Origin of the sequence: Streptomyces sp. NPDC055243 (assembly GCF_044544025.1) — a bacterium.
In the GTDB taxonomy this organism is placed as follows: Bacteria; Actinomycetota; Actinomycetes; order Streptomycetales; family Streptomycetaceae; genus Streptomyces.
Map to the genome: position 1 here is coordinate 1 of NZ_JBITWR010000019.1, position 22,018 is coordinate 22,018.

General features: G+C 69.5%; 15 protein-coding genes, 1 tRNA gene and 1 rRNA gene. 13 read left to right on the top strand and 4 right to left on the bottom strand.

Going from position 1 to position 22,018, the window contains the following annotated elements; translation table 11 throughout:
• A 5S ribosomal RNA gene (gene rrf / locus ACIGXX_RS37175) occupies positions 1-87 on the top strand; the annotation flags it as partial.
• A gap of 115 nt (positions 88-202) precedes the next feature.
• Positions 203-865 carry a DegT/DnrJ/EryC1/StrS family aminotransferase gene (locus tag ACIGXX_RS37180; protein ID WP_399982559.1) on the top strand — a complete coding sequence of 221 codons (663 nt, stop codon included), beginning with the start codon at positions 203-205 and terminating at the stop codon, positions 863-865.
• On the opposite strand, the gene ACIGXX_RS37185 is transcribed toward ACIGXX_RS37180, so the two are convergent.
• The gene (locus ACIGXX_RS37185) at positions 862-1,770 is read right to left on the bottom strand and encodes a PHB depolymerase family esterase (protein WP_361468347.1); all 909 of its coding nucleotides are present in this window, start codon (positions 1,768-1,770) and stop codon (positions 862-864) included. The genes ACIGXX_RS37180 and ACIGXX_RS37185 overlap by 4 nt on opposite strands.
• A gap of 140 nt (positions 1,771-1,910) precedes the next feature.
• Here ACIGXX_RS37185 and ACIGXX_RS37190 point away from each other — a divergent pair.
• Positions 1,911-1,983 (top strand) — tRNA-Thr (locus ACIGXX_RS37190).
• An 86-nt stretch (positions 1,984-2,069) separates the two neighbouring features.
• Here the strand turns inward: ACIGXX_RS37190 and ACIGXX_RS37195 are convergent.
• A complete protein-coding gene (locus ACIGXX_RS37195) occupies positions 2,070-4,733 on the bottom strand; it encodes a SpoIIE family protein phosphatase (protein WP_351173834.1) in 2,664 nt (887 codons plus the stop codon).
• Positions 4,734-5,006: 273 nt separating this feature from the next.
• Between ACIGXX_RS37195 and ACIGXX_RS37200 the strand changes: the two genes are divergently transcribed.
• The 10 genes from ACIGXX_RS37200 to ACIGXX_RS37245 all read left to right on the top strand — a co-directional run bounded on the left by ACIGXX_RS37200 (position 5,007) and on the right by ACIGXX_RS37245 (position 20,170).
• Entirely contained in the window at positions 5,007-10,520 is a 5,514-nt protein-coding gene (locus ACIGXX_RS37200; RefSeq protein WP_351173831.1) for a HAMP domain-containing protein, read from the top strand.
• Between the two features lie 244 nt (positions 10,521-10,764).
• On the top strand, positions 10,765-11,448 hold the full coding sequence (locus ACIGXX_RS37205; protein WP_351173828.1) for a response regulator: 684 nt from the start codon (positions 10,765-10,767) through the stop codon (positions 11,446-11,448).
• Positions 11,449-11,586: 138 nt separating this feature from the next.
• Positions 11,587-14,373, top strand: coding sequence for a DNA translocase FtsK (locus tag ACIGXX_RS37210; protein ID WP_366464499.1), 2,787 nt, complete (start codon positions 11,587-11,589; stop codon positions 14,371-14,373).
• A 188-nt stretch (positions 14,374-14,561) separates the two neighbouring features.
• A complete protein-coding gene (locus ACIGXX_RS37215) occupies positions 14,562-15,449 on the top strand; it encodes a RodZ domain-containing protein (RefSeq protein ID WP_351173823.1) in 888 nt (295 codons plus the stop codon).
• 66 nt (positions 15,450-15,515) lie between these two features.
• Entirely contained in the window at positions 15,516-17,009 is a 1,494-nt protein-coding gene (gene rimO / locus ACIGXX_RS37220) for a 30S ribosomal protein S12 methylthiotransferase RimO (RefSeq protein ID WP_351173821.1), read from the top strand.
• Positions 17,006-17,719, top strand: coding sequence for a CDP-diacylglycerol--glycerol-3-phosphate 3-phosphatidyltransferase (gene pgsA, locus ACIGXX_RS37225; RefSeq protein WP_351173818.1), 714 nt, complete (start codon positions 17,006-17,008; stop codon positions 17,717-17,719). The genes rimO and pgsA overlap by 4 nt, the downstream gene beginning before the upstream one ends.
• Positions 17,719-18,300 (top strand): CinA family protein, encoded by a 582-nt coding sequence (locus ACIGXX_RS37230; protein ID WP_399982766.1) that lies wholly within the window; start codon positions 17,719-17,721, stop codon positions 18,298-18,300. Before pgsA ends, ACIGXX_RS37230 begins: the two co-directional genes overlap by 1 nt.
• A gap of 109 nt (positions 18,301-18,409) precedes the next feature.
• Positions 18,410-18,784 carry a helix-turn-helix domain-containing protein gene (locus ACIGXX_RS37235; RefSeq protein WP_160507571.1) on the top strand — a complete coding sequence of 125 codons (375 nt, stop codon included), beginning with the start codon at positions 18,410-18,412 and terminating at the stop codon, positions 18,782-18,784.
• Between the two features lie 198 nt (positions 18,785-18,982).
• A complete protein-coding gene (locus ACIGXX_RS37240; RefSeq protein ID WP_351173814.1) occupies positions 18,983-19,453 on the top strand; it encodes a DNA starvation/stationary phase protection protein in 471 nt (156 codons plus the stop codon).
• 384 nt (positions 19,454-19,837) lie between these two features.
• Positions 19,838-20,170: a hypothetical protein gene (locus ACIGXX_RS37245; RefSeq protein WP_351173811.1), complete on the top strand. Its 333-nt coding sequence runs from the start codon at positions 19,838-19,840 to the stop codon at positions 20,168-20,170.
• Here ACIGXX_RS37245 and ACIGXX_RS37250 read toward each other — a convergent pair.
• Both ACIGXX_RS37250 and ACIGXX_RS37255 read right to left on the bottom strand, forming a co-directional pair.
• Positions 20,118-20,918: an SDR family NAD(P)-dependent oxidoreductase gene (locus ACIGXX_RS37250; protein WP_399982571.1), complete on the bottom strand. Its 801-nt coding sequence runs from the start codon at positions 20,916-20,918 to the stop codon at positions 20,118-20,120. The genes ACIGXX_RS37245 and ACIGXX_RS37250 overlap by 53 nt on opposite strands.
• 170 nt (positions 20,919-21,088) lie before the next feature.
• Complete coding sequence (locus tag ACIGXX_RS37255) at positions 21,089-21,889, bottom strand: DNA-formamidopyrimidine glycosylase family protein (RefSeq protein WP_361468328.1); 801 nt, start codon at positions 21,887-21,889, stop codon at positions 21,089-21,091.
• Positions 21,890-22,018 lie beyond the last annotated feature (129 nt).

The window sequence follows — 22,018 nt, forward strand, 5'->3', positions numbered from 1 at the left end:
GGTTACATTCCGAACCCGGAAGCTAAGCCTCACAGCGCCGATGGTACTGCAGGGGGGACCCTGTGGGAGAGTAGGACGCCGCCGAACTATTATTAGAAGAGCTGGTCCCTGAACTTCGGTTCAGGGACCAGCTCTTTTTTGTTTTGCGACACTTGCCGTTCACGTTCCGCGGCCAACATCTGGAGGCATGGGGACAGTTGGCATGTTGCGAGCCGCAGGTGTCGGTGCCGGTGACGAGGTCATCGTGCCGGCATACGGAAACGTCGAGATCGCCGAGGCCGTGGTCCTGGCCGGGGCCGTGCCCGTGTTCGCGGACATAGATCGGGCGACGTACTGCCTTGATCCTGATGCGGTGAACGCCGCAGTGACCTCCCGTACGGCTGCCGTGGCCGTCGTGCACCGCTTCGGGCACCCGGCCGACGTCAGGCGGCTTCGGGACGTCGGGCAGCGGCACGGCATTCTCGTGCTGGAGCAGGGCGAGTCGGACGCACCGTACGACGAACTGGCGCAGCGGCGGGCGCACGCGGCCTATCTGAACGGTCGGCTGAGCGGTGTGGTGACCCCCGACGGCGTCGAGGGGCACAGCTATCAGCAGTATGTCGTGCGTGTGCCCGGCAATGGGCGGCCGGACCGGGACGCGTTCGCGCGTGCCGTGCGGGCCAAGGGAATTGAGTGCCGGGTGCCCGTGAAGACACCCGCTCATCGGACGCCGATGTTCTGGCGGGACGTCTATCTGCCGGAGACCGAGCGTGCCGCGGACGACACGCTCGCGCTGCCGGTCGACGCTTCGATGTCGCGGCGTGAACTACAGAAGGTCGTGTCCGCCTGCAACGCGCTCGGTGGACTTCTCCAGCCGGCCTTCTAGGAACCCGTTTCCTGGGGGGCCTTCTTGGTGTGGGACGCGAAGAACTTCCACATCAGGTCTGTCGCCTTGATGCCCGCGGTGGGGTCGGACATGCTGCCGCCCGCGCCGCCCGGCCATGAGTGGCCCATGTCGGCCAGCCGGTAGACGACCACGTCCGAGCCGTCGCGGCACTCGGCCGTAGTCCTGCTGATCTTCTTCTTGAGCTTCTCGGGGCGGCTCGTCTTGCAGGACAGTCGCTTCTGCCAGGCCGTGATGCCCTCGTCCATCCCCGTGTAGTGCTCGTCGAGGCCGCCGATGAAGGTGACCACGGAGACCGGGGTCTTCGGCATGTACGAGTCCGTCGCCGAGTCGGGGCCGAGATAGCCGCCGCTGACCGGGGCGATGGCCGCGAAGGTGTCGGGGAGCTCGACCGCCAGCTTGAAGGACATGTCGCCGCCGTTGGATATGCCGGTCGCGTAGACGCGGTCCGGATCGGCGTTCCAGGTGCCGGTCAGCCTCTTCGTCATCGTACGGATGAAGCCCACGTCGTCCTCGGTGCCGCAGCAGATCAAGGCGTTGAAGCCTCGGTTGAGGCCGTCGGGGTAGGCGACGAGGAAGTTCTCCTTGTCCGCCTTGGCGCTGAGGCCGCTGATCGCGGCCGCCGCCGCGCCGTCGGCCGGATAGGGGTGCATGGCGATGACCAGCGGGAGCTTCTCGGTGCGTGAGTAGCCGGGTGGGGCGTGCACCGTGTAGACGCGCTTCTTGCCCTTCCAGGTGAGCGTGACCTTCTGGTCGCCGGGGCGCGGGGTCTCCGCGCTCCGCGGCTTCTTGGTGGGCTTCTGGTCCGCCGCTTCGTCGTCGTCGGATCCACAGGCCCCGACCGGCAGGAGCAGGGCTGCCAGCGCCAGGGGTAAGGAGTACCGCATGGATGTTCCACGTCGGGTCGGCATGGGCGCAGAGTGGCAGTGGCCGTGCGGGCGGTCCAGAGGAACGGTCGGTTCGAGGCACCTTCGCTTTCGGGTATGATCTATTCCGTTGCCAAGCGGGAAACCGCGAAGCGCAACAGGCCCCTATAGCTCAGTCGGTAGAGCGTCTCCATGGTAAGGAGAAGGTCAGCGGTTCGATTCCGCTTGGGGGCTCAGAGAGTAAGTAAGGAAAGTCCCCGCCCAGTTGGGCGGGGACTTTCCTGTTTCCCGGGGGCCCTTGGGCCCCCGGGCGCGGTTCTTCAGTCCTTCTGGAGGCCGGGGACGCGCATCGCGAGGATCGCCATGTCGTCCGACGGTGCGTCCGTCGCGAAGCGTTCCACCGCGCGCATGATGCGGGCCGCGACCGCGCCCGCCGTGAGGCCCGTGCACGTGGTGAGGACGTCCGCGAGGCCGTCGTCGCCGAGCATGCGGGTGCCCTCGCGGCGCTCGGTGACGCCGTCCGTGACGCAGAGCAGGACGTCGCCGGGGTCGAGCGTCATCGTCTGTTCGTAGAGTTCCAGGTCTTCCATGACGCCGAGGAGCGGCTGCGGTTCCGCGTACGGCTCGACCGTGCCGTCCTGGCGCAGGCGGAGCGGGAGCGGATGGCCGGCGCAGACGATCTTCAGGACGGCCGAGCCGTCCTCCTGCGGCCACAACTCCCCGTAGAGGAGGGTGAGGAAGCGGCTGCGGGCGCCCTCGTCGAGGATGGCGGCGTTCAGGCGCTCCAGGACCGCGGGGCCGCCGAAGCCCTCGCGGGCCAGGAGGCGCAGGGCGTGGCGGGCCAGGCCGGTGACCGCGGCGGCCTCCGGGCCCGTGCCGCAGACGTCGCCGATCGCGAAGCCGTACGCGCCGTCGCGGATGGGGAAGAGGTCGTAGAAGTCGCCGCCGACCTCATTGCCCTCGCCGGCCGCGCGGTAGATGACCTCGACCTCGACGCCCGGGATCTGCGGGAGGCCCGGGGGCAGCAGGCTGCGCTGGAGGGACTGGCTGATGGCCATGCGCTCCGAGTACAGGCGGGCGTTGTCCAGGGCGAGGGCCGCTCGGCGGGACAGGTCCTCGGCCAGTTCCAGGATTTCCTGGCGGAAGTGCTCGTCGGAGGGCTTGCCCAGGGTGAGCATGCCGATGACGCGGTTGCGGGCGACCAGGGGCAGGACGACCGTCTCGCCGCCCACCGCCGATGCCGTGGAGAGCGTCGTGCCGATGCCTCCGCCCAGGTTCATGGGCTCACCGAGGCCGAGGCTGCGCATGGAGGTGCGCAGGGCGGCCTGGTGGGCGGCTTCCGAGGGGGCGGCCCAGACGCGGGCTCCGGGGGTCGGCACGGGGTCGGGAGGGGCGATCTTGGAGAGGAGTGCCTTCAGGCCGTCGATGCGCTCCTCGTCCTCATGGAGGACGTACGAGAGATAGGGCTCGGACGACTGGTCGGCGATCGTGTAGACGGCGCACCAGGTGGCGAGCGTCGGGACCGTCATCTGGGCCATGAGGGCCAGTGTCTGGTCGCGGTCCAGGGTGCCCGCGAGGAGGTCGGAGGCCTCGACGAGGAAGGAGAGCGAGCCGCGGCGCAGGCGTTCGAGCTCGCCGAGGCGCGCGGACTCCACGGCGAGGGCGATGCGGTCGGCGGCGAACTGGAGGCGCAGGGCCTCTTCGTTCGAGTACCGGTCGGGGGACTCGGCGGCGACGCCCAGGGAGCCCGTGAGGCGCCCCTCGACCTTCAGGGGGACCGTGACCACGGAGCGCATGCCCGTGCCGTTGAGGAGCGGTACGGCGCCGGGGACGACCGTGAGGTCCTCGTGGACGGCCGGCATGCGTGCGGAGCCGTAGCGTCCCGGGCCCGCCTCCACGGGGACGCGGGCGAAGCGCTGGCGGGCGGAGGGCAGGCCCGTGGAGGCGCGGACCTCCAGTTCCGTCTCGTCGTCCGTGGCGAGGAGCAGGAAGGCGGCGTCGCCGTCGAGCATGTCGCGGGCGCGTTCGACCGTGCGCTGGAGCAGTCCGTCGAGGTCGTCCGGCGCCGGGGAGCCGATGAAGACCTCGAAGGGGTCGGCGGTGTGCGACTCCGTGAGCGCCCCGGGCTCGGGGGCGGGGCCGCGCAGCGGGGTCTGCAGGACGGCGCGCTCGTCGTCGCGCACGAGCAGGCAGACCGTGGACGGTTCGCCGTCGGTGTCGCGGACGCGCAGGTGCGATGCGTAGACCGGGGTCACGCGGCCGTCGGAGCCGCGGATGCCATAGCTGCCCTCCCAGCGGGAGAGTTGGAGCGCTTCCACGATGCCGGTGCTGGTGCCCGGGGTGTGCGGCCAGGCGGCGAAGTCGGTGAGGGGTTTGCCGGTGACTTGTTCGGAGGCGTACCCGAAGAGCTCCTCCGCGTCTTCGTTCCAGGCGGAGACCGCGCCCACGCGGTCGATCTGGATGACGGCGACGCGGACGCGGCCGTCGGTGAGCGGGAGCATCTCGGCGGGCAGGGCGGGGCCGGCGGCGCGGGTGCCCACCGAGCGGTCGGGGAGGTCGAGTTGGAACCAGACCTGCTTCTGCGTGGGGGTGTAGTCGACGCCCCAGCGGGTGGCGAGCGCCGCGCACAGCTGGAGGCCGCGGCCGCCCTCGCGGTCCGGGTTGCCCATGTTCACGGCGGACTGCTGGAGCGGGATCTCGCGTTCCGGATAGTGGTCGGAGACCTCGATGCGTACGGCGTCCTCGCTGCGCAGACAGAGGACGTCCGCGGCGGTGCCGGCGTGCACCACGGCATTGGTGACGAGCTCGCTGGTGAGGACGACCGCGTCGTCGACGATGTCCGTGAACCCCCAGCCCTGGAGGGTGTCGCGGACGAAGGAGCGGGCCGTCGCGACGGACCGCCCGACGGGGTCGAAAGTCGCAGCCGCGCGCGCGGTGATCACAGAACTCCTCGTACGAGTATCGACGCCCAGATCTCCCACCATGGTGCGGCCGCCCCTCCGATGCCCGCTTGTACGTGTGCCACCGCCCAGGCCGGGCAGGACCGGGGTGGTTGGACAGCCGGATGCCAGGTTACTTACCTTCGCCGTCCATGCTGATGCCGGTCGTCAGTGTTTCCGCCCGGAGGGTGTGCGGACGGTGTGCGAAGCTGCCGAACTGTTATGGCCTGGTTCAGCCATGGTGAAACACTGGGCAAGCTTCTTGGAGAGAGCCCAGGTAACCCGAGCAGTACGGTCGACCCTTGCGGGAGGGACACAGTGGAGTCTGGCGCAGCGACGCGGGGCACTAAAACGCGTGCGAAAGACGGACAGTCCCAGAGTAAACAGCGCAAACCGCGCCATGGGGCGACTACGTCAGTGGACACGGCGGCCCTGAACAGGTTGCTCGCGGCGCTCGCGGCCATGCGGGACGGAAACTTCCGCAAGCGGCTCACGGTCTCCGGTGACGACGTCATGTCCGAGATCGCCGCCGTCTTCAACGAGGTGGCCGACCGGAATCTGCATCTGACCGGTGAGCTTTCCCGGGTGCGGCGCATGGTCGGACGTGAGGGAAAGCTCACGGAGCGGCTGGAGAGCGGCGCCAGTGAGGGCTCGTGGGCGGCGGCGATCGACGCGTCGAACGCCCTCGTCGACGATCTCGTACGTCCCGTCTCCGAGGTCGGCCGGGTGCTCTCCGCGGTCGCGGAGGGCGACCTGGAGCAGCGGATGGAGCTGCGGGCCCAGGTGGACGAGGGGAACGGCCATCCGCTGCGCGGGGAGTTCCTGAAGGTCGGCCGGACGGTCAACAACCTGGTCGACCAGCTCTCGACGTTCACCGACGAGGTCACGCGCGTGGCCAGCGAGGTGGGTACCGAGGGCAAGCTGGGTGGCCAGGCGCGGGTACGTGGAATGTCCGGTTCGTGGAAGGATCTCACGGATTCGGTGAACACCATGGCGTACCGGCTCACCGCACAGGTACGTGACATTGCTCTCGTCACCACGGCAGTCGCCAAGGGTGACTTGTCCCGGAAGGTGACGGTTCACGTCGCCGGCGAGATGCTGGAGCTGAAGAACACCGTCAACACGATGGTGGACCAGCTCTCGTCGTTCTCCTCCGAGGTGACCCGTGTCGCGCGCGAGGTGGGCACGGAGGGTGAGCTCGGCGGCCAGGCGCAGGTGCCCGGTGTGGCGGGCGTGTGGAAGGACCTCACCGATTCGGTGAATCTTATGGCCGGCAACCTCACCGCCCAGGTGCGGGGGATCGCCCAGGTCACGACGGCCGTCGCGAACGGCGACCTGTCCCAGAAGGTCACGGTGAGCGCGCGCGGCGAGGTCGCGCAACTCGCCGAGACCATCAACCAGATGACCGAGACGCTGCGTACGTTCGCGGACGAGGTCACCCGGGTCGCGAACGAGGTCGGTGCCGAGGGGCAGCTGGGCGGTCAGGCGAACGTGCCGGGCGCCGCGGGCACGTGGAAGGACCTCACCGACTCGGTGAACACGGTCTTCAGGAACCTCACCACGCAGGTGCGGGACATCGCGACGGTGACGACGGCGGTCGCCAACGGTGATCTGTCGCAGAAGGTCACCGTCGATGTCGCGGGCGAGATGCTCGAGCTGAAGAACACCGTGAACACGATGGTGGACCAGCTCTCCGCCTTCGGTGCCGAAGTGACGCGCGTGGCGCGGGAGATCGGTGTCGAGGGTGAGCTCGGCGGTCAGGCGCAGGTGCAGGGCGCGGCCGGTACGTGGAAGGACCTGACGGACTCGGTCAACACCGCCTTCCGCAACCTCACGGGCCAGGTCCGCAACATCGCGCAGGTGACGACGGCGGTCGCCAACGGCGATCTGTCGCAGAAGGTCACCGTCGACGTCTCCGGCGAGATGCTTCAGTTGAAGAACACCGTGAACACGATGGTGGACCAGCTGTCGTCCTTCGCCGATCAGGTCACGCGGATGGCACGTGACGTGGGCACGGAAGGCCGCCTCGGCGGCCAGGCGCGCGTGGACGGCGTCAGCGGCACCTGGAAGGAACTGACCGACTCCGTCAACTTCATGGCGGGGAACCTGACGTCGCAGGTGCGTCAGATCGCCCAAGTCACGACGGCGGTGGCGCGGGGCGACCTGTCGCAGAAGATCGACGTGGACGCGCGCGGCGAGATCCTGGAGCTGAAGAACACCATCAACACGATGGTTGACCAGCTCTCCGCCTTCGCCGACCAGGTGACCCGGGTGGCCCGCGAGGTGGGCACGGAGGGCCGCCTGGGCGGGCAGGCGCAGGTGCCCGGCGTGGCCGGTGTATGGCGCGATCTGACCGACTCGGTGAACGGCATGGCCGGCAACCTCACCGCTCAGGTGCGCAACATCGCGCAGGTCGCGACCGCGGTGGCGCGGGGCGACCTGTCGCAGAAGATCGACGTGGACGCGCGCGGCGAGATCCTGGAGCTGAAGAACACCCTCAACACGATGGTGGACCAGCTGTCGGCCTTCGCCGAGCAGGTGACGCGGGTGGCCCGCGAGGTGGGCACCGACGGCATCCTGGGCGGCCAGGCGGAGGTGCAGGGCGTCTCCGGCACCTGGAAGGACCTCACGCAGTCCGTGAACGGCATGGCGAACAACCTGACCCTTCAGGTCCGCAACATCGCCGAGGTCACCACGGCCGTCGCCATGGGCGACCTCTCCAAGAAGATCACCGTCGACGCGAAGGGCGAGATCCTCGAGCTCGTCACCACCGTGAACACGATGGTCGACCAGCTCTCCAACTTCGCCGAGCAGGTCAACCGCGTGGCCCGCGAGGTGGGCACCGAGGGCAACCTGGGCGGCCAGGCACGGGTTCCGGGCGTCACCGGCACCTGGAAGGACCTGAGCGACAACGTCAACCTGATGGCGAACAACCTGACCGGCCAGGTGCGCAACATCTCCCAGGTCGCGGCGGCGGTCGCCAACGGAGACCTGACCAAGAAGGTCACCGTCGAGGCGCGCGGCGAGGTCGCGCAGCTCGCCGACACCGTCAACACGATGGTGAAGACGCTGAGTTCGTTCGCGGACGAGGTGACCCGCGTGGCCCGCGAGGTGGGCACCGACGGCATCCTCGGCGGCCAGGCCCGCGTTCCCGGAGTGTCGGGTACGTGGAAGGACCTGACGGAGTCCGTGAACGGCATGGCCTCCAACCTGACCGGACAGGTCCGCAACATCGCGATGGTCACCACCGCGATCGCCAAGGGCGACCTGACCAAGAAGATCGACATCGACGCCCGGGGCGAGATCCTCGAACTCAAGACCACCATCAACACGATGGTCGACCAGCTGTCGTCCTTCGCCGAGCAGGTCACGCGCGTGGCCCGCGAGGTGGGCACGGAAGGGCAGTTGGGCGGTCAGGCGCGGGTGCGGGACGTCGACGGGACGTGGCGCGACCTCACCGAATCCGTGAACGAGATGGCAGGGAACCTGACGCGTCAGGTGCGCGCCATCGCCGAGGTCGCCACCGCGGTGACGCGCGGAGACCTGAACCTGAAGATCGACGTCGACGCGGCGGGCGAGATCCAGGTTCTGCAGGACAACATCAACTCGATGATCGCCAACCTCCGCGACACCACCCTGGCCAACAAGGAACAGGACTGGCTCAAGGGCAACCTCGCCCGCATCTCCGGTCTGATGCAGGGCCGCCGCGACCTGGAGGACGTCGCCTCGCTGATCATGAGCGAGCTGACGCCGGTGGTCTCCGCGCAGCACGGCGCCTTCTTCCTGGCGCTGCCCACGGACGACGCCGCGGAGCCCGGCGCCGAGCAGGGGGACGCGTACGAACTGCGCATGATGGGCAGTTACGGCTACTCCATGGGCTCCATGCCGACGTCCTTCCGGCCCGGCGAGACGCTCATCGGCACCGCCGCGCAGGAGCGGCGCACCATCCTCGTGGAGAACGCGCCCTCCGGCTATCTGCGGATCGCCTCCGGCCTCGGCGAGGCGCCGCCCGCCCAGGTGATCGTCCTTCCGGTGCTCTTCGAAGGGACCGTCCTCGGCGTGATCGAGCTGGCCGCCTTCCAGGCGTTCACGCAGATCCAGAAGGACTTCCTCAGCCAGATCGCCGAGATGATCGCGACGAGCGTCAACACCATCAGCGTCAACACGAAGACCGAGGTGCTGCTCAAGCAGTCGCAGGAGCTCACCGAGCAACTGCGGGAACGTTCGGCCGAGTTGGAGAACCGGCAGAAGGCCCTGCAGGACTCGAACGCCGAACTGGAGGAGAAGGCCGAGCTGCTTGCCCAGCAGAACCGCGACATCGAGGTCAAGAACACCGAGATCGAAGAGGCCAGGCAGGTCCTGGAGGAGCGCGCCGAACAACTCGCCGTCTCCATGCGCTACAAGTCCGAGTTCCTGGCGAATATGTCGCACGAGCTGCGTACGCCGCTCAACTCCCTGCTGATCCTCGCCAAGTTGCTCGCCGACAACGCCGACGCCAACCTCACCCCCAAGCAGGTGGAGTTCGCCGAGACGATCCACGGGGCGGGCTCGGACCTGCTCCAGCTCATCAACGACATCCTCGACCTGTCGAAGGTCGAGGCGGGCAAGATGGACGTCTCCCCGACGCGCATCGCGCTCGTCCAGCTCGTGGACTACGTAGAGGCCACTTTCCGGCCGCTGACCGCGGAGAAGGGACTCGACTTCTCCGTACGCGTGTCTCCGGAGCTGCCCGCGACGCTGCACACGGACGAGCAGCGGCTCCTCCAGGTGCTGCGCAACCTCCTGTCCAACGCGGTGAAGTTCACCGACTCCGGAGCGGTCGAGCTGGTGATCCGGCACGCGAACGCCGACGTGCCCAACGCCATCCGTGAGCAGCTCCTGGAGGCCGGTTCGCTGCGGGACGCGGACGCGGATCTGATCGCCTTCTCGGTGAGCGACACCGGCATCGGAATCGCCGGCAGCAAGATGCGGGTCATCTTCGAGGCGTTCAAGCAGGCCGACGGGACGACGAGCAGGAAGTACGGCGGCACCGGTCTCGGGCTCTCCATCAGCCGGGAGATCGCGCGGTTGCTCGGCGGAGAGATCCACGCGGCGAGCGAACCGGGCCGCGGCTCGACGTTCACGCTCTATTTGCCGCTGCACCCGAGCGAACTGCCTCCCCAGGGCTACACGCAGCTGGCGCCCCTGCCGGGGACGCCGTCGCGGCCCGCCCTGGAGGAGGGCGCGTCCACGGCCGAGCAGCCGCCCCAGAGCGAGGGGACCGCACGGCCGAGCCTCGACGCGGTACCGGAGTCCGGCACGCTCTTCAGGCGCCGCCGTCGCGCCGCGCACGCCTCGTCGGAGCAGCCGCCGGTGCTGCCCGGGCAGGGGCCGACGGGGCCTCAGGAGGAGCGCTCGCAGGAGCAGTGGCCGACCGCCGGGCAGGAGGCGCCCGAGGGGCGTCCCGGCTATCAGTTCGGCGGCGAAAAGGTGCTCATCGTCGACGACGACATCCGTAATGTGTTCGCGCTCACCAGCGTCCTGGAGCAGCACGGGCTCTCGGTGCTGTACGCGGAGAACGGCCGCGAGGGCATCGAGGTCCTGGAACAGCACGACGACGTGACGGTCGTCCTGATGGACATCATGATGCCGGAGATGGACGGGTACGCGACGACGACGGCGATCCGCAGGATGCCGCAGTTCGCCGGACTGCCGATCATCGCGCTCACCGCGAAGGCCATGAAGGGCGACCGGGAGAAGGCGATCGACTCCGGAGCCTCCGATTACGTTACGAAGCCGGTCGACCCGGATCATCTGCTCTCGGTGATGGAGCAGTGGATGCGCGGGGAGTGACCGAGAAGGGGCTTCATTACGCGGAGTTGCTGACAGAGTGTGGCCGAAGCCGTGTAGAACCACGGTATTCGGGGAACCTTCTGGTCTCCCACTGCGTTTCTGCTACGTGCACAGTGACATCGCGGTGACAGGGTGTGGCGACAGGCGGGGTGCGGCTACGATGACCGGCACAAGGACGGACGGCGTAAGGGAGTCGTCCCCTGGGGCGGCGCCCGGTGTACCGCCGGGGCGAGGAGGGCGGGCCATGGTGCAGAAGGCCAAGATCCTCCTGGTCGATGACCGGCCGGAGAATCTGCTGGCGCTGGAGGCCATCCTCTCTGCGCTCGATCAGACCCTGGTACGGGCATCGTCCGGGGAGGAAGCGCTCAAGGCACTACTCACGGACGACTTCGCGGTCATTCTGCTGGACGTCCAGATGCCAGGCATGGACGGTTTCGAGACCGCCGCGCACATCAAGCGGCGAGAACGGACCCGGGACATCCCGATCATCTTCCTCACCGCCATCAACCACGGCCCGCATCACACGTTCCGCGGTTACGCGGCCGGTGCGGTGGACTACATCTCCAAGCCGTTCGATCCGTGGGTGCTGCGCGCGAAGGTCTCGGTGTTCGTCGAGCTCTACATGAAGAACTGCCAACTGCGGGAGCAGGCAGCGCTGCTGCGTCTCCAGCTCGAAGGCGGCGGCAAGTCCACGGCGGGTGACGCCAAGGAGCCCGCGGGGCTTCTCGCGGAGCTCTCCGCGCGCCTGGCGGCCGTCGAGGAACAGGCGGAAGCGCTCTCGAAACAGCTCGATGACGACTCGGCGGATGCCGCCGCTGTCGCCACCGCAGCCCATCTCGAACGCAAACTCACCGGCCTGCGGCGGGCTCTTGACGCCTTGGAGCCGGGCACCGGCAGCGGTGCGCCTTCGGTGTCCTCGCAGAGCTGATCCGGCGCGGACGCCGGGCAGAAGCCGACGCGAAGGCGGTGAACGTCCGTCAGTTCACCGCCCTCGCAAGGGCGACACAAACGGGTGAAGCAGTAGGCACACGTGTCCACGGTGGCCTCCACCGGTAACCTCAGACCCATGGCCTCACGTCCGTCCGCAGCCAAGAAGACGCCCGCGAAGAAGGCGGCCGCGCCCACAAAGGCTCCGGCGAAGAAGGCCGTCGCCAAGAAGCCGCCCGCCAAGAAGGCTCCGGCGAAGAAGGCGCCCGCCAAGAAAGCCGTGGCGAAGAAGCCCGCGCCCAAGCCGGCGCCCAGTCCCACGGGCGGCGTGTACCGCCTCGCGCGCGCCCTCTGGCTCGGTCTCGCGCACAGCGTGGGCGCGCTGTTCCGCGGCATAGGGCGCGGCGCGAAGGGACTCGATCCGGCACACCGCAAGGACGGCGTCGCGCTGCTGCTGCTCGGCATCGCGCTGATCGTCGCCGCGGGCACGTGGTCGAACCTGCGGGGTCCCGTGGGCGATCTCGTCGAGATGCTGGTGACCGGCGCGTTCGGCCGCCTCGATCTGCTCCTTCCGATACTGCTCGCGGTCATCGGCGTACGCCTCATCCGGCACCCCGAGAAGCCCGACGCGAACGGCCGCATCGTGATCGGCCTGTCCGCGCTCGTCATCGGCGTGCTCGGCCAGGTGCACATCGCCTGCGGTTCGCCCGCCCGTGCGGACGGCATGGAGGCCATAAGGGACGCGGGCGGTCTCATCGGCTGGGCCACGTCCACCCCGCTGATCTTCACCATGGGCGAGGTCCTCGCCGTACCGCTGCTCGTCCTGCTGACCGTCTTCGGGCTGCTCGTGGTCACCGCGACGCCCGTCAACGCCATCCCGCAGCGGCTGCGGCTGCTCGGCACCAGGCTCGGCATCGTCCAGGCGGAGCCCGAAGCGGAGCAGGGCGACTACGCGGACGACGAGCGATACGACGAGCAGTGGCGCGAGGCGCTGCCCGCCCGCTCCCGCAGGCGCTCCGAGGCGCCCGAGGCGTACGCCCCGGACCAGGCCGAGGAAGAGGCGCTCACGCGGCGGCGCAGGCCCCGCAGGGCGTCCGCACAGCCCTCCCTGGACCGGCCGATGGACGCGGTGGACGTGGCGGCCGCCGCTGCCGCCGCCCTGGACGGCGCGGTCCTGCACGGAATGCCGCCCTCGCCGCTGGTCGCCGACCTCACGCAGGGCGTCTCCGGGGAGCGCGCCGAGAAGCCCGCGCAGGAGGAGCAGCCGGAGGAGAGCTCCGCGCCGGTGCCGAGCGCGCGCGCCACGGACAGCCCGCCGCCCGGCGTGCTCCGCAAGAAGCCGGGGGAGTCGCGCGACGCGTCCGCCTCCGGCGTGAAGGACCTGACGAAGGCCGCCCCGGAACAGCCGAGGGACCTCCCGCCGCGCGCCGAGCAGCTACAGCTCGCGGGGGACATCACGTACTCGCTGCCCTCGCTCGACCTGCTGGAGCGCGGCGGCCCCGGCAAGACCCGCAGCGCGGCAAACGACGCGGTCGTCGCCTCGCTCAGCAACGTCTTCACCGAGTTCAAGGTCGACGCGGACGTCACCGGCTTCACGCGCGGCCCGACGGTCACGCGGTACGAGATCGAGCTCGGCCCGGCCGTGAAGGTCGAGAAGATCACCGCTCTGGCCAAGAACATCGCGTACGCGGTCGCCAGCCCCGACGTCCGCATCATCAGCCCCATCCCCGGCAAGTCCGCGGTCGGCATCGAGATCCCGAACACCGACCGCGAGATGGTCAACGTCGGAGACGTGCTGCGTCTCGCGGACGCGGCCGAGGACGACCACCCGATGCTGGTCGCGCTCGGCAAGGACGTCGAGGGCGGCTACGTCATGGCCAACATGGCGAAGATGCCGCACATCCTGGTCGCCGGAGCCACCGGCTCCGGAAAGTCGTCCTGCATCAACTGTCTGATCACGTCGATCATGATGCGGGCGACCCCCGAGGACGTACGGATGGTCCTCGTCGACCCCAAGCGCGTCGAGCTCACCGCGTACGAGGGCATCCCGCACCTGATCACGCCGATCATCACCAACCCCAAGCGGGCCGCCGAGGCGCTGCAGTGGGTCGTACGCGAGATGGATCTGCGCTACGACGACCTGGCGGCGTTCGGCTACCGGCACATCGACGACTTCAACCAGGCCGTCCGGGACGGCAAGCTCAAGACGCCCGAGGGCAGCGAGCGGGAGCTCAGCCCCTACCCGTACCTCCTGGTGATCGTCGACGAGCTCGCCGACCTGATGATGGTCGCCCCGCGCGACGTGGAGGACTCGATCGTCCGCATCACGCAGCTCGCCCGTGCGGCGGGCATCCACCTGGTGCTCGCCACGCAGCGGCCGTCCGTGGACGTCGTGACCGGTCTGATCAAGGCGAACGTGCCGTCGCGGCTCGCCTTCGCCACCTCCTCGCTCGCCGACAGCCGCGTCATCCTCGACCAGCCCGGTGCCGAGAAGCTGATCGGCAAGGGTGACGGGCTCTTCCTGCCGATGGGTGCGAACAAGCCCACCCGAATGCAGGGCGCCTTCGTCACCGAGGACGAGATCCACGCGGTCGTCCAGCACTGCAAGGACCAGATGGCGCCCGTCTTCCGGGAGGACGTCACCGTGGGGACCAAGCAGAAGAAGGAGATCGACGAGGACATCGGCGACGACCTCGATCTGCTGTGCCAGGCCGCTGAGCTGGTGGTTTCCACTCAGTTCGGGTCCACGTCGATGCTTCAGCGCAAGCTGCGGGTCGGCTTCGCGAAGGCCGGACGGCTCATGGACCTCATGGAATCGCGCGGCATCGTGGGCCCCAGCGAGGGCTCCAAGGCTCGTGACGTTCTTGTGAAGGGCGACGAGCTGGATGGCGTGCTGGCCGTGATCCGGGGGGAGGCTCACCCATAAGGGTGCGGCAGGCAACCGTTTCCCCTGGGCATACGTCAAGTTGAGGGGAGGGACAACACCATGCACCACCATCAGGATGTCCGGCCATTCCGATGGCGTACAAACTCCGTCGCCCAGTTGCCCCACCCTTCGCGAACCCCCCTAGACTGAGCATCCGGCAGGTGGCTACACGCTCGAAAGGCGCCCCCGTGTCCATCGGCAACTCCCCTGAAGACGACCGCCCTTCAGACCACCGACCCACTGACGACCGGCCCGTTGACGACCGTCCGGCAGCTGAGAGCCCGGCTGACGACCGGCCCTCGATCGGGCGCACGCTGCAGCAGGCACGCATCGACGCGGGCCTGACCGTCGACGAAATCAGCTCGACCACCCGGGTGCGCATCCCGATCGTGCACGCGATCGAACAGGACGACTTCTCCCGGTGTGGCGGAGATGTGTACGCCCGCGGCCACATCAGGACGCTCGCCCGCGCCGTGGGGATCGACCCCGCCCTGCTGCTGGCGCAGTACGACGCGGCGCACGGCGGGCACCCGCCAGCGCCCACCCCGGCGGCCCCGCTCTTCGAGGCCGAGCGGATCAGGTCCGATCCGCGCCGTCCCAACTGGACCGCGGCCATGGTGGCCGCGATCGTCGCCGTCATCGGTTTCGTCGGCTTCACCGCGTTCAGCGGCGGGGACGACGACAACGGATCGAAGTCGCAGGTCGCCGAGGGCTCCACGCCCGCCACCAGCAAGCCCGCCACGAAGCCGGCTCCGAACAAGCCGGCCGACCCCAAGCCGGACCCGTCGGACAGCGCGATCGCCGGCGCCCCCCGGGACAAGGTCACGGTCAAGGTCAACGCCGCGGACGGCCGCAGCTGGATCTCGGCCAAGGACCACAACGGCCGGACGCTCTTCGACGGCGTCCTGGAGCAGGGCAAGTCGAAGACCTTCCAGGACAAGCAGAAGATCGACCTGGTCCTCGGCGACGCGGGCGCGATCAAGCTGTTCGTGAACGGCAAGGCGGTCGAGAACGAATTCGACCCCGGTCAGGTCGAGCGGCTCACGTACACCAAGGGTGATCCCGAGGTCGGCTGAGCCGTGTGACAGAGGCCCGGACCCTCGCGGCGGGGGCCCGGGCAGGGACAAAGTAGTCTTGAGAGCATGCCCGAACGCCGCACCGTCGCCCTTGTCACTCTTGGCTGCGCCCGTAACGAGGTGGACTCGGAGGAGCTCGCAGGCCGCTTGGAGGCGGACGGCTGGCAGCTCGTCGAGGCCGCCGAAGACGCGGACGTAGCCGTCGTCAACACCTGTGGATTCGTCGAAGCCGCCAAGAAGGACTCCGTCGACGCCCTCCTGGAAGCCAATGACCTCAAGGGGCACGGCAAGACCCAGGCCGTCGTGGCCGTCGGCTGCATGGCCGAGCGGTACGGCAAGGAGCTCGCCGAAGCCCTGCCCGAAGCCGATGGTGTCCTCGGCTTCGACGACTACTCCGACATCTCTTCCCGCCTGAACACCATCCTGAGCGGCGGCAGTGTCGAGGCTCACACCCCGCGCGACCGGCGCAAGCTGCTGCCGATCAGCCCCGCAGAGCGGCAGGAGGCGGGCTCCGACGTCGCGCTGCCCGGGCACGCGCCCGTGGACCTGCCCGACGGCCTCGCGCCCGCCTCGGGGCCGCGCGCCCCGCTGCGGCGACGCCTGGGCACCAACCCCGTCGCCTCGGTGAAGCTGGCCTCCGGCTGCGACCGGCGCTGCTCGTTCTGCGCCATCCCCTCCTTCCGCGGGTCCTTCATCTCGCGGCGCCCCTCGGACGTGCTCGGCGAGACGCGCTGGCTGGCCGAGCAGGGTGTCAAGGAGGTCATGCTCGTCTCCGAGAACAACACCTCGTACGGCAAGGATCTCGGCGACATCCGGCTCCTGGAGACGCTGCTGCCCGAGCTCGCCGCCGTCGACGGCATCGAGCGGGTGCGCGTGAGCTACCTTCAGCCCGCCGAGATGCGCCCCGGGCTCATCGACGTACTGACCTCCACGGAGAAGGTCGCCCCCTACTTCGACCTGTCCTTCCAGCACTCCGCTCCCGGCGTGCTGCGGGCGATGCGGCGCTTCGGTGACACCGACCGGTTCCTGGAGCTCCTGGACACCATCCGGACCAAGGCGCCGCAGGCAGGTGTGCGGTCCAACTTCATCGTGGGCTTCCCCGGCGAGACCGAGGCCGACGTGGACGAGCTCGAGCGGTTCCTCACGGGTGCGCGGCTGGACGCCATCGGCGTCTTCGGGTACTCCGACGAGGAGGGCACGGAAGCGGCGACGTACGACCACAAGCTGGACCAGGACGTCGTCGACGAGCGGCTCGCGCGCATCTCGCGGCTCGCCGAGGAGCTGACCTCACAGCGTGCCGACGACCGTCTCGGTGAGACCGTCGAGGTGCTTGTGGAGTCCGTGGACGAGGAGGACGGCGCGATCGGCCGGGCGGCTCACCAGGCGCCCGAGACGGACGGCCAGATCCGCTTCACGGGCCCCACGGGTGGGGACGACCTGCAGGTCGGTCGTATGGTCGTGGCAAAGGTGGTCGGCACGGAAGGCGTGGACCTGGTGGCTGAGTACAGCGAAATTCTGGGGGCCTCGCCCCGGATTCCGGCTGAGGAGGCGCGCAGATGACCGGTGTCCCGGCATCCGCGGCGGGCGGCTCCGGCGCGCAGGGCGCCAAGCCGGTGCGCGGTGGAAAGTTGGGCGCTGCGGCCGTCAACCAGGCCAGCGTGTGGAACGTCGCCAACCTGCTGACGGTGATCCGGCTGATCCTCGTGCCGGGTTTCGTGATGCTGCTGCTCGCCGACGGCGGGTACGACCCGGCCTGGCGCGCGTGGGCCTGGGCGGCCTTCGCCGTCGCCATGATCACCGACCTGTTCGACGGGCACCTGGCACGTACGTACAACCTGGTCACGGACTTCGGGAAGATCGCCGACCCCATCGCCGACAAGGCGATCATGGGCGCCGCGCTGATCTGCCTCTCCTACCTCGGCGATCTGCCCTGGTGGGTGACGGGCGTCATTCTCGGACGTGAGCTCGGGATCACCCTGCTGCGGTTCTGGGTGATCCGCTTCGGTGTCATTCCGGCCAGTCGCGGCGGCAAGATGAAGACGCTCTGGCAGGGCGTGGCCGTCGGGATGTACGTCCTGGCGCTGACCGGGCCGCTCGCCACGCTGCGGTTCTGGGTGATGGCGGTCGCCGTCGTCCTGACCGTGGTGACCGCGCTCGACTACGTGCGCCAGGCGGTCGTGCTGCGCCGCCTCGGTCTCGCGGAGGCGCGGGAAGCGGCCGCCGCTTCCGCCGCGGCCTCCGGCGAAGGGGCCCGGGAGTCGGCGACGTGATGTCCTCCGGGCCGGCTGCGGAGGTTCTGCGGCTCCTTCAGGCGCGCGGCGAGACGCTCGCGGTCGCCGAGTCGCTCACCGGCGGTCTGGTGGCCGCGGAGGTGACGGCGGTGCCCGGGGCCTCTCGGGTCTTCCGGGGGTCCGTGACGGCGTACGCGACCGAGCTGAAGCACGAGGTGCTCGGGGTCGACGGCACTCTGTTGGCCGAGCGGGGCGCCGTGGACGCAGAGGTGGCGCTGCAGATGGCGGCAGGTGTGCGCAAGGTCATGGGCGCGGACTGGGGGATCGCCACCACGGGCGTCGCGGGGCCCGATCCGCAGGACGGACAGGCGGTCGGCACCGTTTTCGTGGCGATCGACGGGCCGGATTCCCCGGTTGGCGGGTCGGCTTCCCCGGTTGGCGGGATGGGTTCCGCTCTTCGCTCTGAGGGGAAAGTAGCCGCTCTGAGGTTGAACGGTGAGCGTTCGGACATCCGTATGGAGAGTGTACGGAGCGTGCTCACGCTGCTGCTCGAGCGGCTGTCCGGCGAACGTACCGGGAATGGGCGGGCACAGGATACGGAACAGAACGGGGGGAATTGATGTTTGCAGCCCTGAGTGAACACGACATCGCTCCCCGCACGGCCGCCGCGCGAGGCGGTACGGTGGGGCGTGAAGGATGCGGCTACGCGGTCCGAGGAGGGAGCCACCGATGATTCTGCTCCGTCGCCTGTTGGGTGACGTGCTGCGTCGGCAGCGCCAGCGCCAGGGCCGTACTCTGCGCGAAGTCTCCTCGTCCGCCCGAGTCTCGCTCGGCTATCTTTCCGAGGTGGAGCGGGGGCAGAAGGAGGCATCCTCCGAGCTGCTTTCCGCGATCTGCGACGCGCTTGACGTACGGATGTCCGAGCTCATGCGCGAGGTGAGCGATGAGCTCTCTCTCGCCGAACTGGCTGCGTCGGCAGCGGCTACGGAACCGGTGCGCGCACCGGTTCGCCCGATGCTCAATTCCGTCTCGGTGAGCGGTGTGCCGCCGGAACGGGTGACGATCAAGGCGCCCGCGGAGGCAGTGGACGTCGTCGCCGCGTGATGCTGCGCTGACTGTGCATGCTGCTTGAGCGCTCAGAAGTGTGGGAAGCCCCGGCCGGGTCACTGGCCGGGGCTTCTGTCTGTCTCTTGCTCTCAGCCCTCTCAGCTGACCCTGTCCTGAGATGCCCCAATTGGTGCACGTGTGCCATTGTTGGTGGGGATTTTCGATTACGGGGGTTTCATGAGCTTTGGAGGCCGAATGTACGTCGTGAAGAGCCCTCTGTCCGATGCGGATCTGAAGACGGTCTCGGACGCCCTGCAGGGGGCGCTCGTGGACCTGGTCGACCTCTCCCTGGTGGCCAAGCAGATCCACTGGAACGTGGTCGGCACGCGGTTCCGGTCCGTTCATCTCCAGCTCGACGAGGTCGTCGACACGGCGCGGACGCACTCCGACACGGTGGCCGAGCGGGCTTCCACCCTCGGCGTCTCGCCCGACGGGCGTGCGGCGACCGTGGCGCGGAGCAGTGGCATCGGGGACGTCGCCGGGGGCTGGGTCAAGGACGCGGACGCGGTGGGGACGCTCGTGGACGCGCTCGGTGCGGTGATCACGCGGATGCGGGAGCGCGTCGAGGCGACGGGCGAGGCGGATCCGGTGAGCCAGGACATCTTCATCGGGATCACGGCCGATCTGGAGAAGCATCACTGGATGTTCCAGGCGGAGAACGGCTGAGCGGGTCGATCGGGCTGATCGGGCCGAACTGACCGGCGGGCTGATCTGACCGGTCTGATCGGTCTGATCGGTCTGAGTGGGCTGGCTGATCTGGCCGTCTGGTCGGACTGGTCGGTCTGGTCGGTCTGGTCGGTCTGGATGGGCTGGTCGGTCTGGTCGGTCTGGATGGGCTGGCCGGGCTGGCCGGGCTGGATGGTCGCGGATCGTGGAGAGCGGGTGGTCTGGGTGGTGGTCGTGCCTCGTGTGCGCTGGGGTGCGCCCTCCCGCCCGGTCGCACCTGGCGTCTAGCGTCGACTGGACGTCGGATGTGGCGGGGGCGCGTGAGGTGTGGCGTGTGCGGTGGGGTGTCGGACGGACGTCGGGCCTCGTACGGAGGTGGTGGCCGTGGCATGGAGAGTCGTGCGGTGGGCGCCGGCTCTGGCCCTCGGTGCGCTCTGGTGGTGGGGCGTGCTGCGGCTGGCGTTCGTGCCTGACGCGGGGGTTCTGGAGGGGGCGGTCGCGGCCGGCGGATGGGGGCTGAGTCTGCTGCCGGTGCACTGTGTGCCGAAGTCCCGGGCGGGGGTCGTCTTCCGGTCCAGGCGGAGCTCTCGGCGGCCGGACGGTTCGCTGCGGTGGCCTGGGGAGCGTACGGCCAAGGGCGCTGCGCAGACCGTCGGTGGCGCTGTCACCAAGGCATGGCGACGCCGCCGTTCGGGCGGAGGATCTGCCCCGTCGTGAAGGCGGACGCGTCGGACGCCAGGTGCAGGACGGCGTGCGCGATGTCCTCCGGTTCGCCGACGCGGCCCAGGGGGGACATGCGGACCATGAGGCCCTCGGTGTGCGCCTGGGCGTCGCTGTCGTGGCGGTCGGTCATGGGGGTGCGGATCCAGCCCGGCGCGACGGCGTTGACCCGGATGCCGTGCGGGCCCACCTCGGTGGCCAGTGTCTTCGTGAGCTGAACCACGGCGGCTTTCGCCGCGCCGTAGCAGAGGAGGCCGGGGCCGCCGGTGTCCACGGCGCCCGAGGCCATGGTGATGATGCTGCCGGGGCGGCGGGAGCCGTCGGCCCGGTCGGCGTTGGCCGCGATCATCGCGCGGGCCGCGGCCTGGCAGGCGTACAGGACGCCCTTGAAGTTGATGCTCAGGACCCGGTCGAGGTCCTCGTCGCGGGTCTCCAGGACCGGGCTGTTGTGCATGATCCCGGCGATGGCGGCCATGACGTCCAGGCGGCCGGTGGCCTCGGTGGCGGTCGCGACGGCCTGGTCGACCTGGGCCCTGTCGGCCACGTCCAGGGGGTGGGTGTGCGCGGTGCCGCCCGCGGTCTTGATGAGCGTGGCGGTCTCGTGGAGCCCCTGGGTGTCGCGGTCGGCGCAGTGGACGGTGGCGCCCGCTTCCGCGAGGAGCACGGCTGACGCCCGGCCGATGCCGCTGGCCGCGCCGGTGACGAATGCGGTGCGTCCGCTGAGGTCGTACGCCGTGAGGGGCATGACGGGACGGTACGGCGGGATCTGACGGGGCGTCAACTGGTGGGTGGGGGTGGGTTGCTGGGGGGTGGTGGTTGCTGGGTGTGCGGGGCTGGGGGTGGTGTGGGGTGTGGGGTGTTGGGCATCTGGGCGGGGCTGGGTGGAGCGTGGGATGGGTGTGGTTGCCGCCAGGGTCAGGGGGTCGGGCCCTGTTGGCAGGTGGGGCACCAGTACGTGGGGCGGCTGCGGGAGCCGTCGCCCTGCTCGCCCTTGCGGATGGGGGTGCCGCAGCGCAGGCAGGGGCGGGGTGCGCGGCCGTATACGTAGAGGCGCTGGCCCGGGCGGTCGTGGCCCGTGGTGGTGCGCGACGGGCGGTCGCGGTTGGCTTCCAGGAGCTTCTTGGAGAGGGCGGGGACGCGGGCGGCCGTCTCGGCGGGGAGTTCGCCGACGGGGAGCCAGGGAGTGACGCCCAGGAGGAAGCAGATCTCGCTCTTGAATACGTTGCCGACGCCCGCGAGATTGCGCTGGTCCAGCAGGGCCTCGCCGAGGGGGCGTTCGGGGGTCGCGAGGAGATTGGCGAGGGCGAGCTCGGGGTCCCAGTCGGGGCCGAGGAGGTCGGGGCCGAGGTGGCCCACGGCCTTGTCCTCGTCGGCGGTGCGCAGGAGTTCGAGTACGGGCAGGCGGTAGCCGACGGCTGTGCGCTCGGCGGTGCCCAGGATCGCCCTGATCTGGTGCCCGGGGCCGCCGCTCCAGCGCTCGCCGGGGGCGTACAGCTTCCAGGAGCCGTCCATGCGGAGGTGGGAGTGCAGGGTGAGGCCGCCCTCGAAGCGGGTGAGGAGGTGCTTGCCGCGCGGGGTGACGTTCAGAACGGTGCGCCCGGTGAGGTCGACGGTCGCGAGCTTCGGGACGCGGAGGTCGGAGCGCGTGACGGTGTGCCCGGCGAGGGCGGTGTGCAGACGCCGGGCTGCCTGGTGGACGGTGTCGCCTTCGGGCATGGGTCCAGGGTGGCATGTGGGGGGTGGGGAGGGCGGGAGGTGCGGGGTGGGGGCGTCATGCCAGTAGGCGTAGCCCCCGGGAGGTGGCCGTCATGCCCGCAGCCGCAGCCGCAGCCGCAGCCGCAGCCG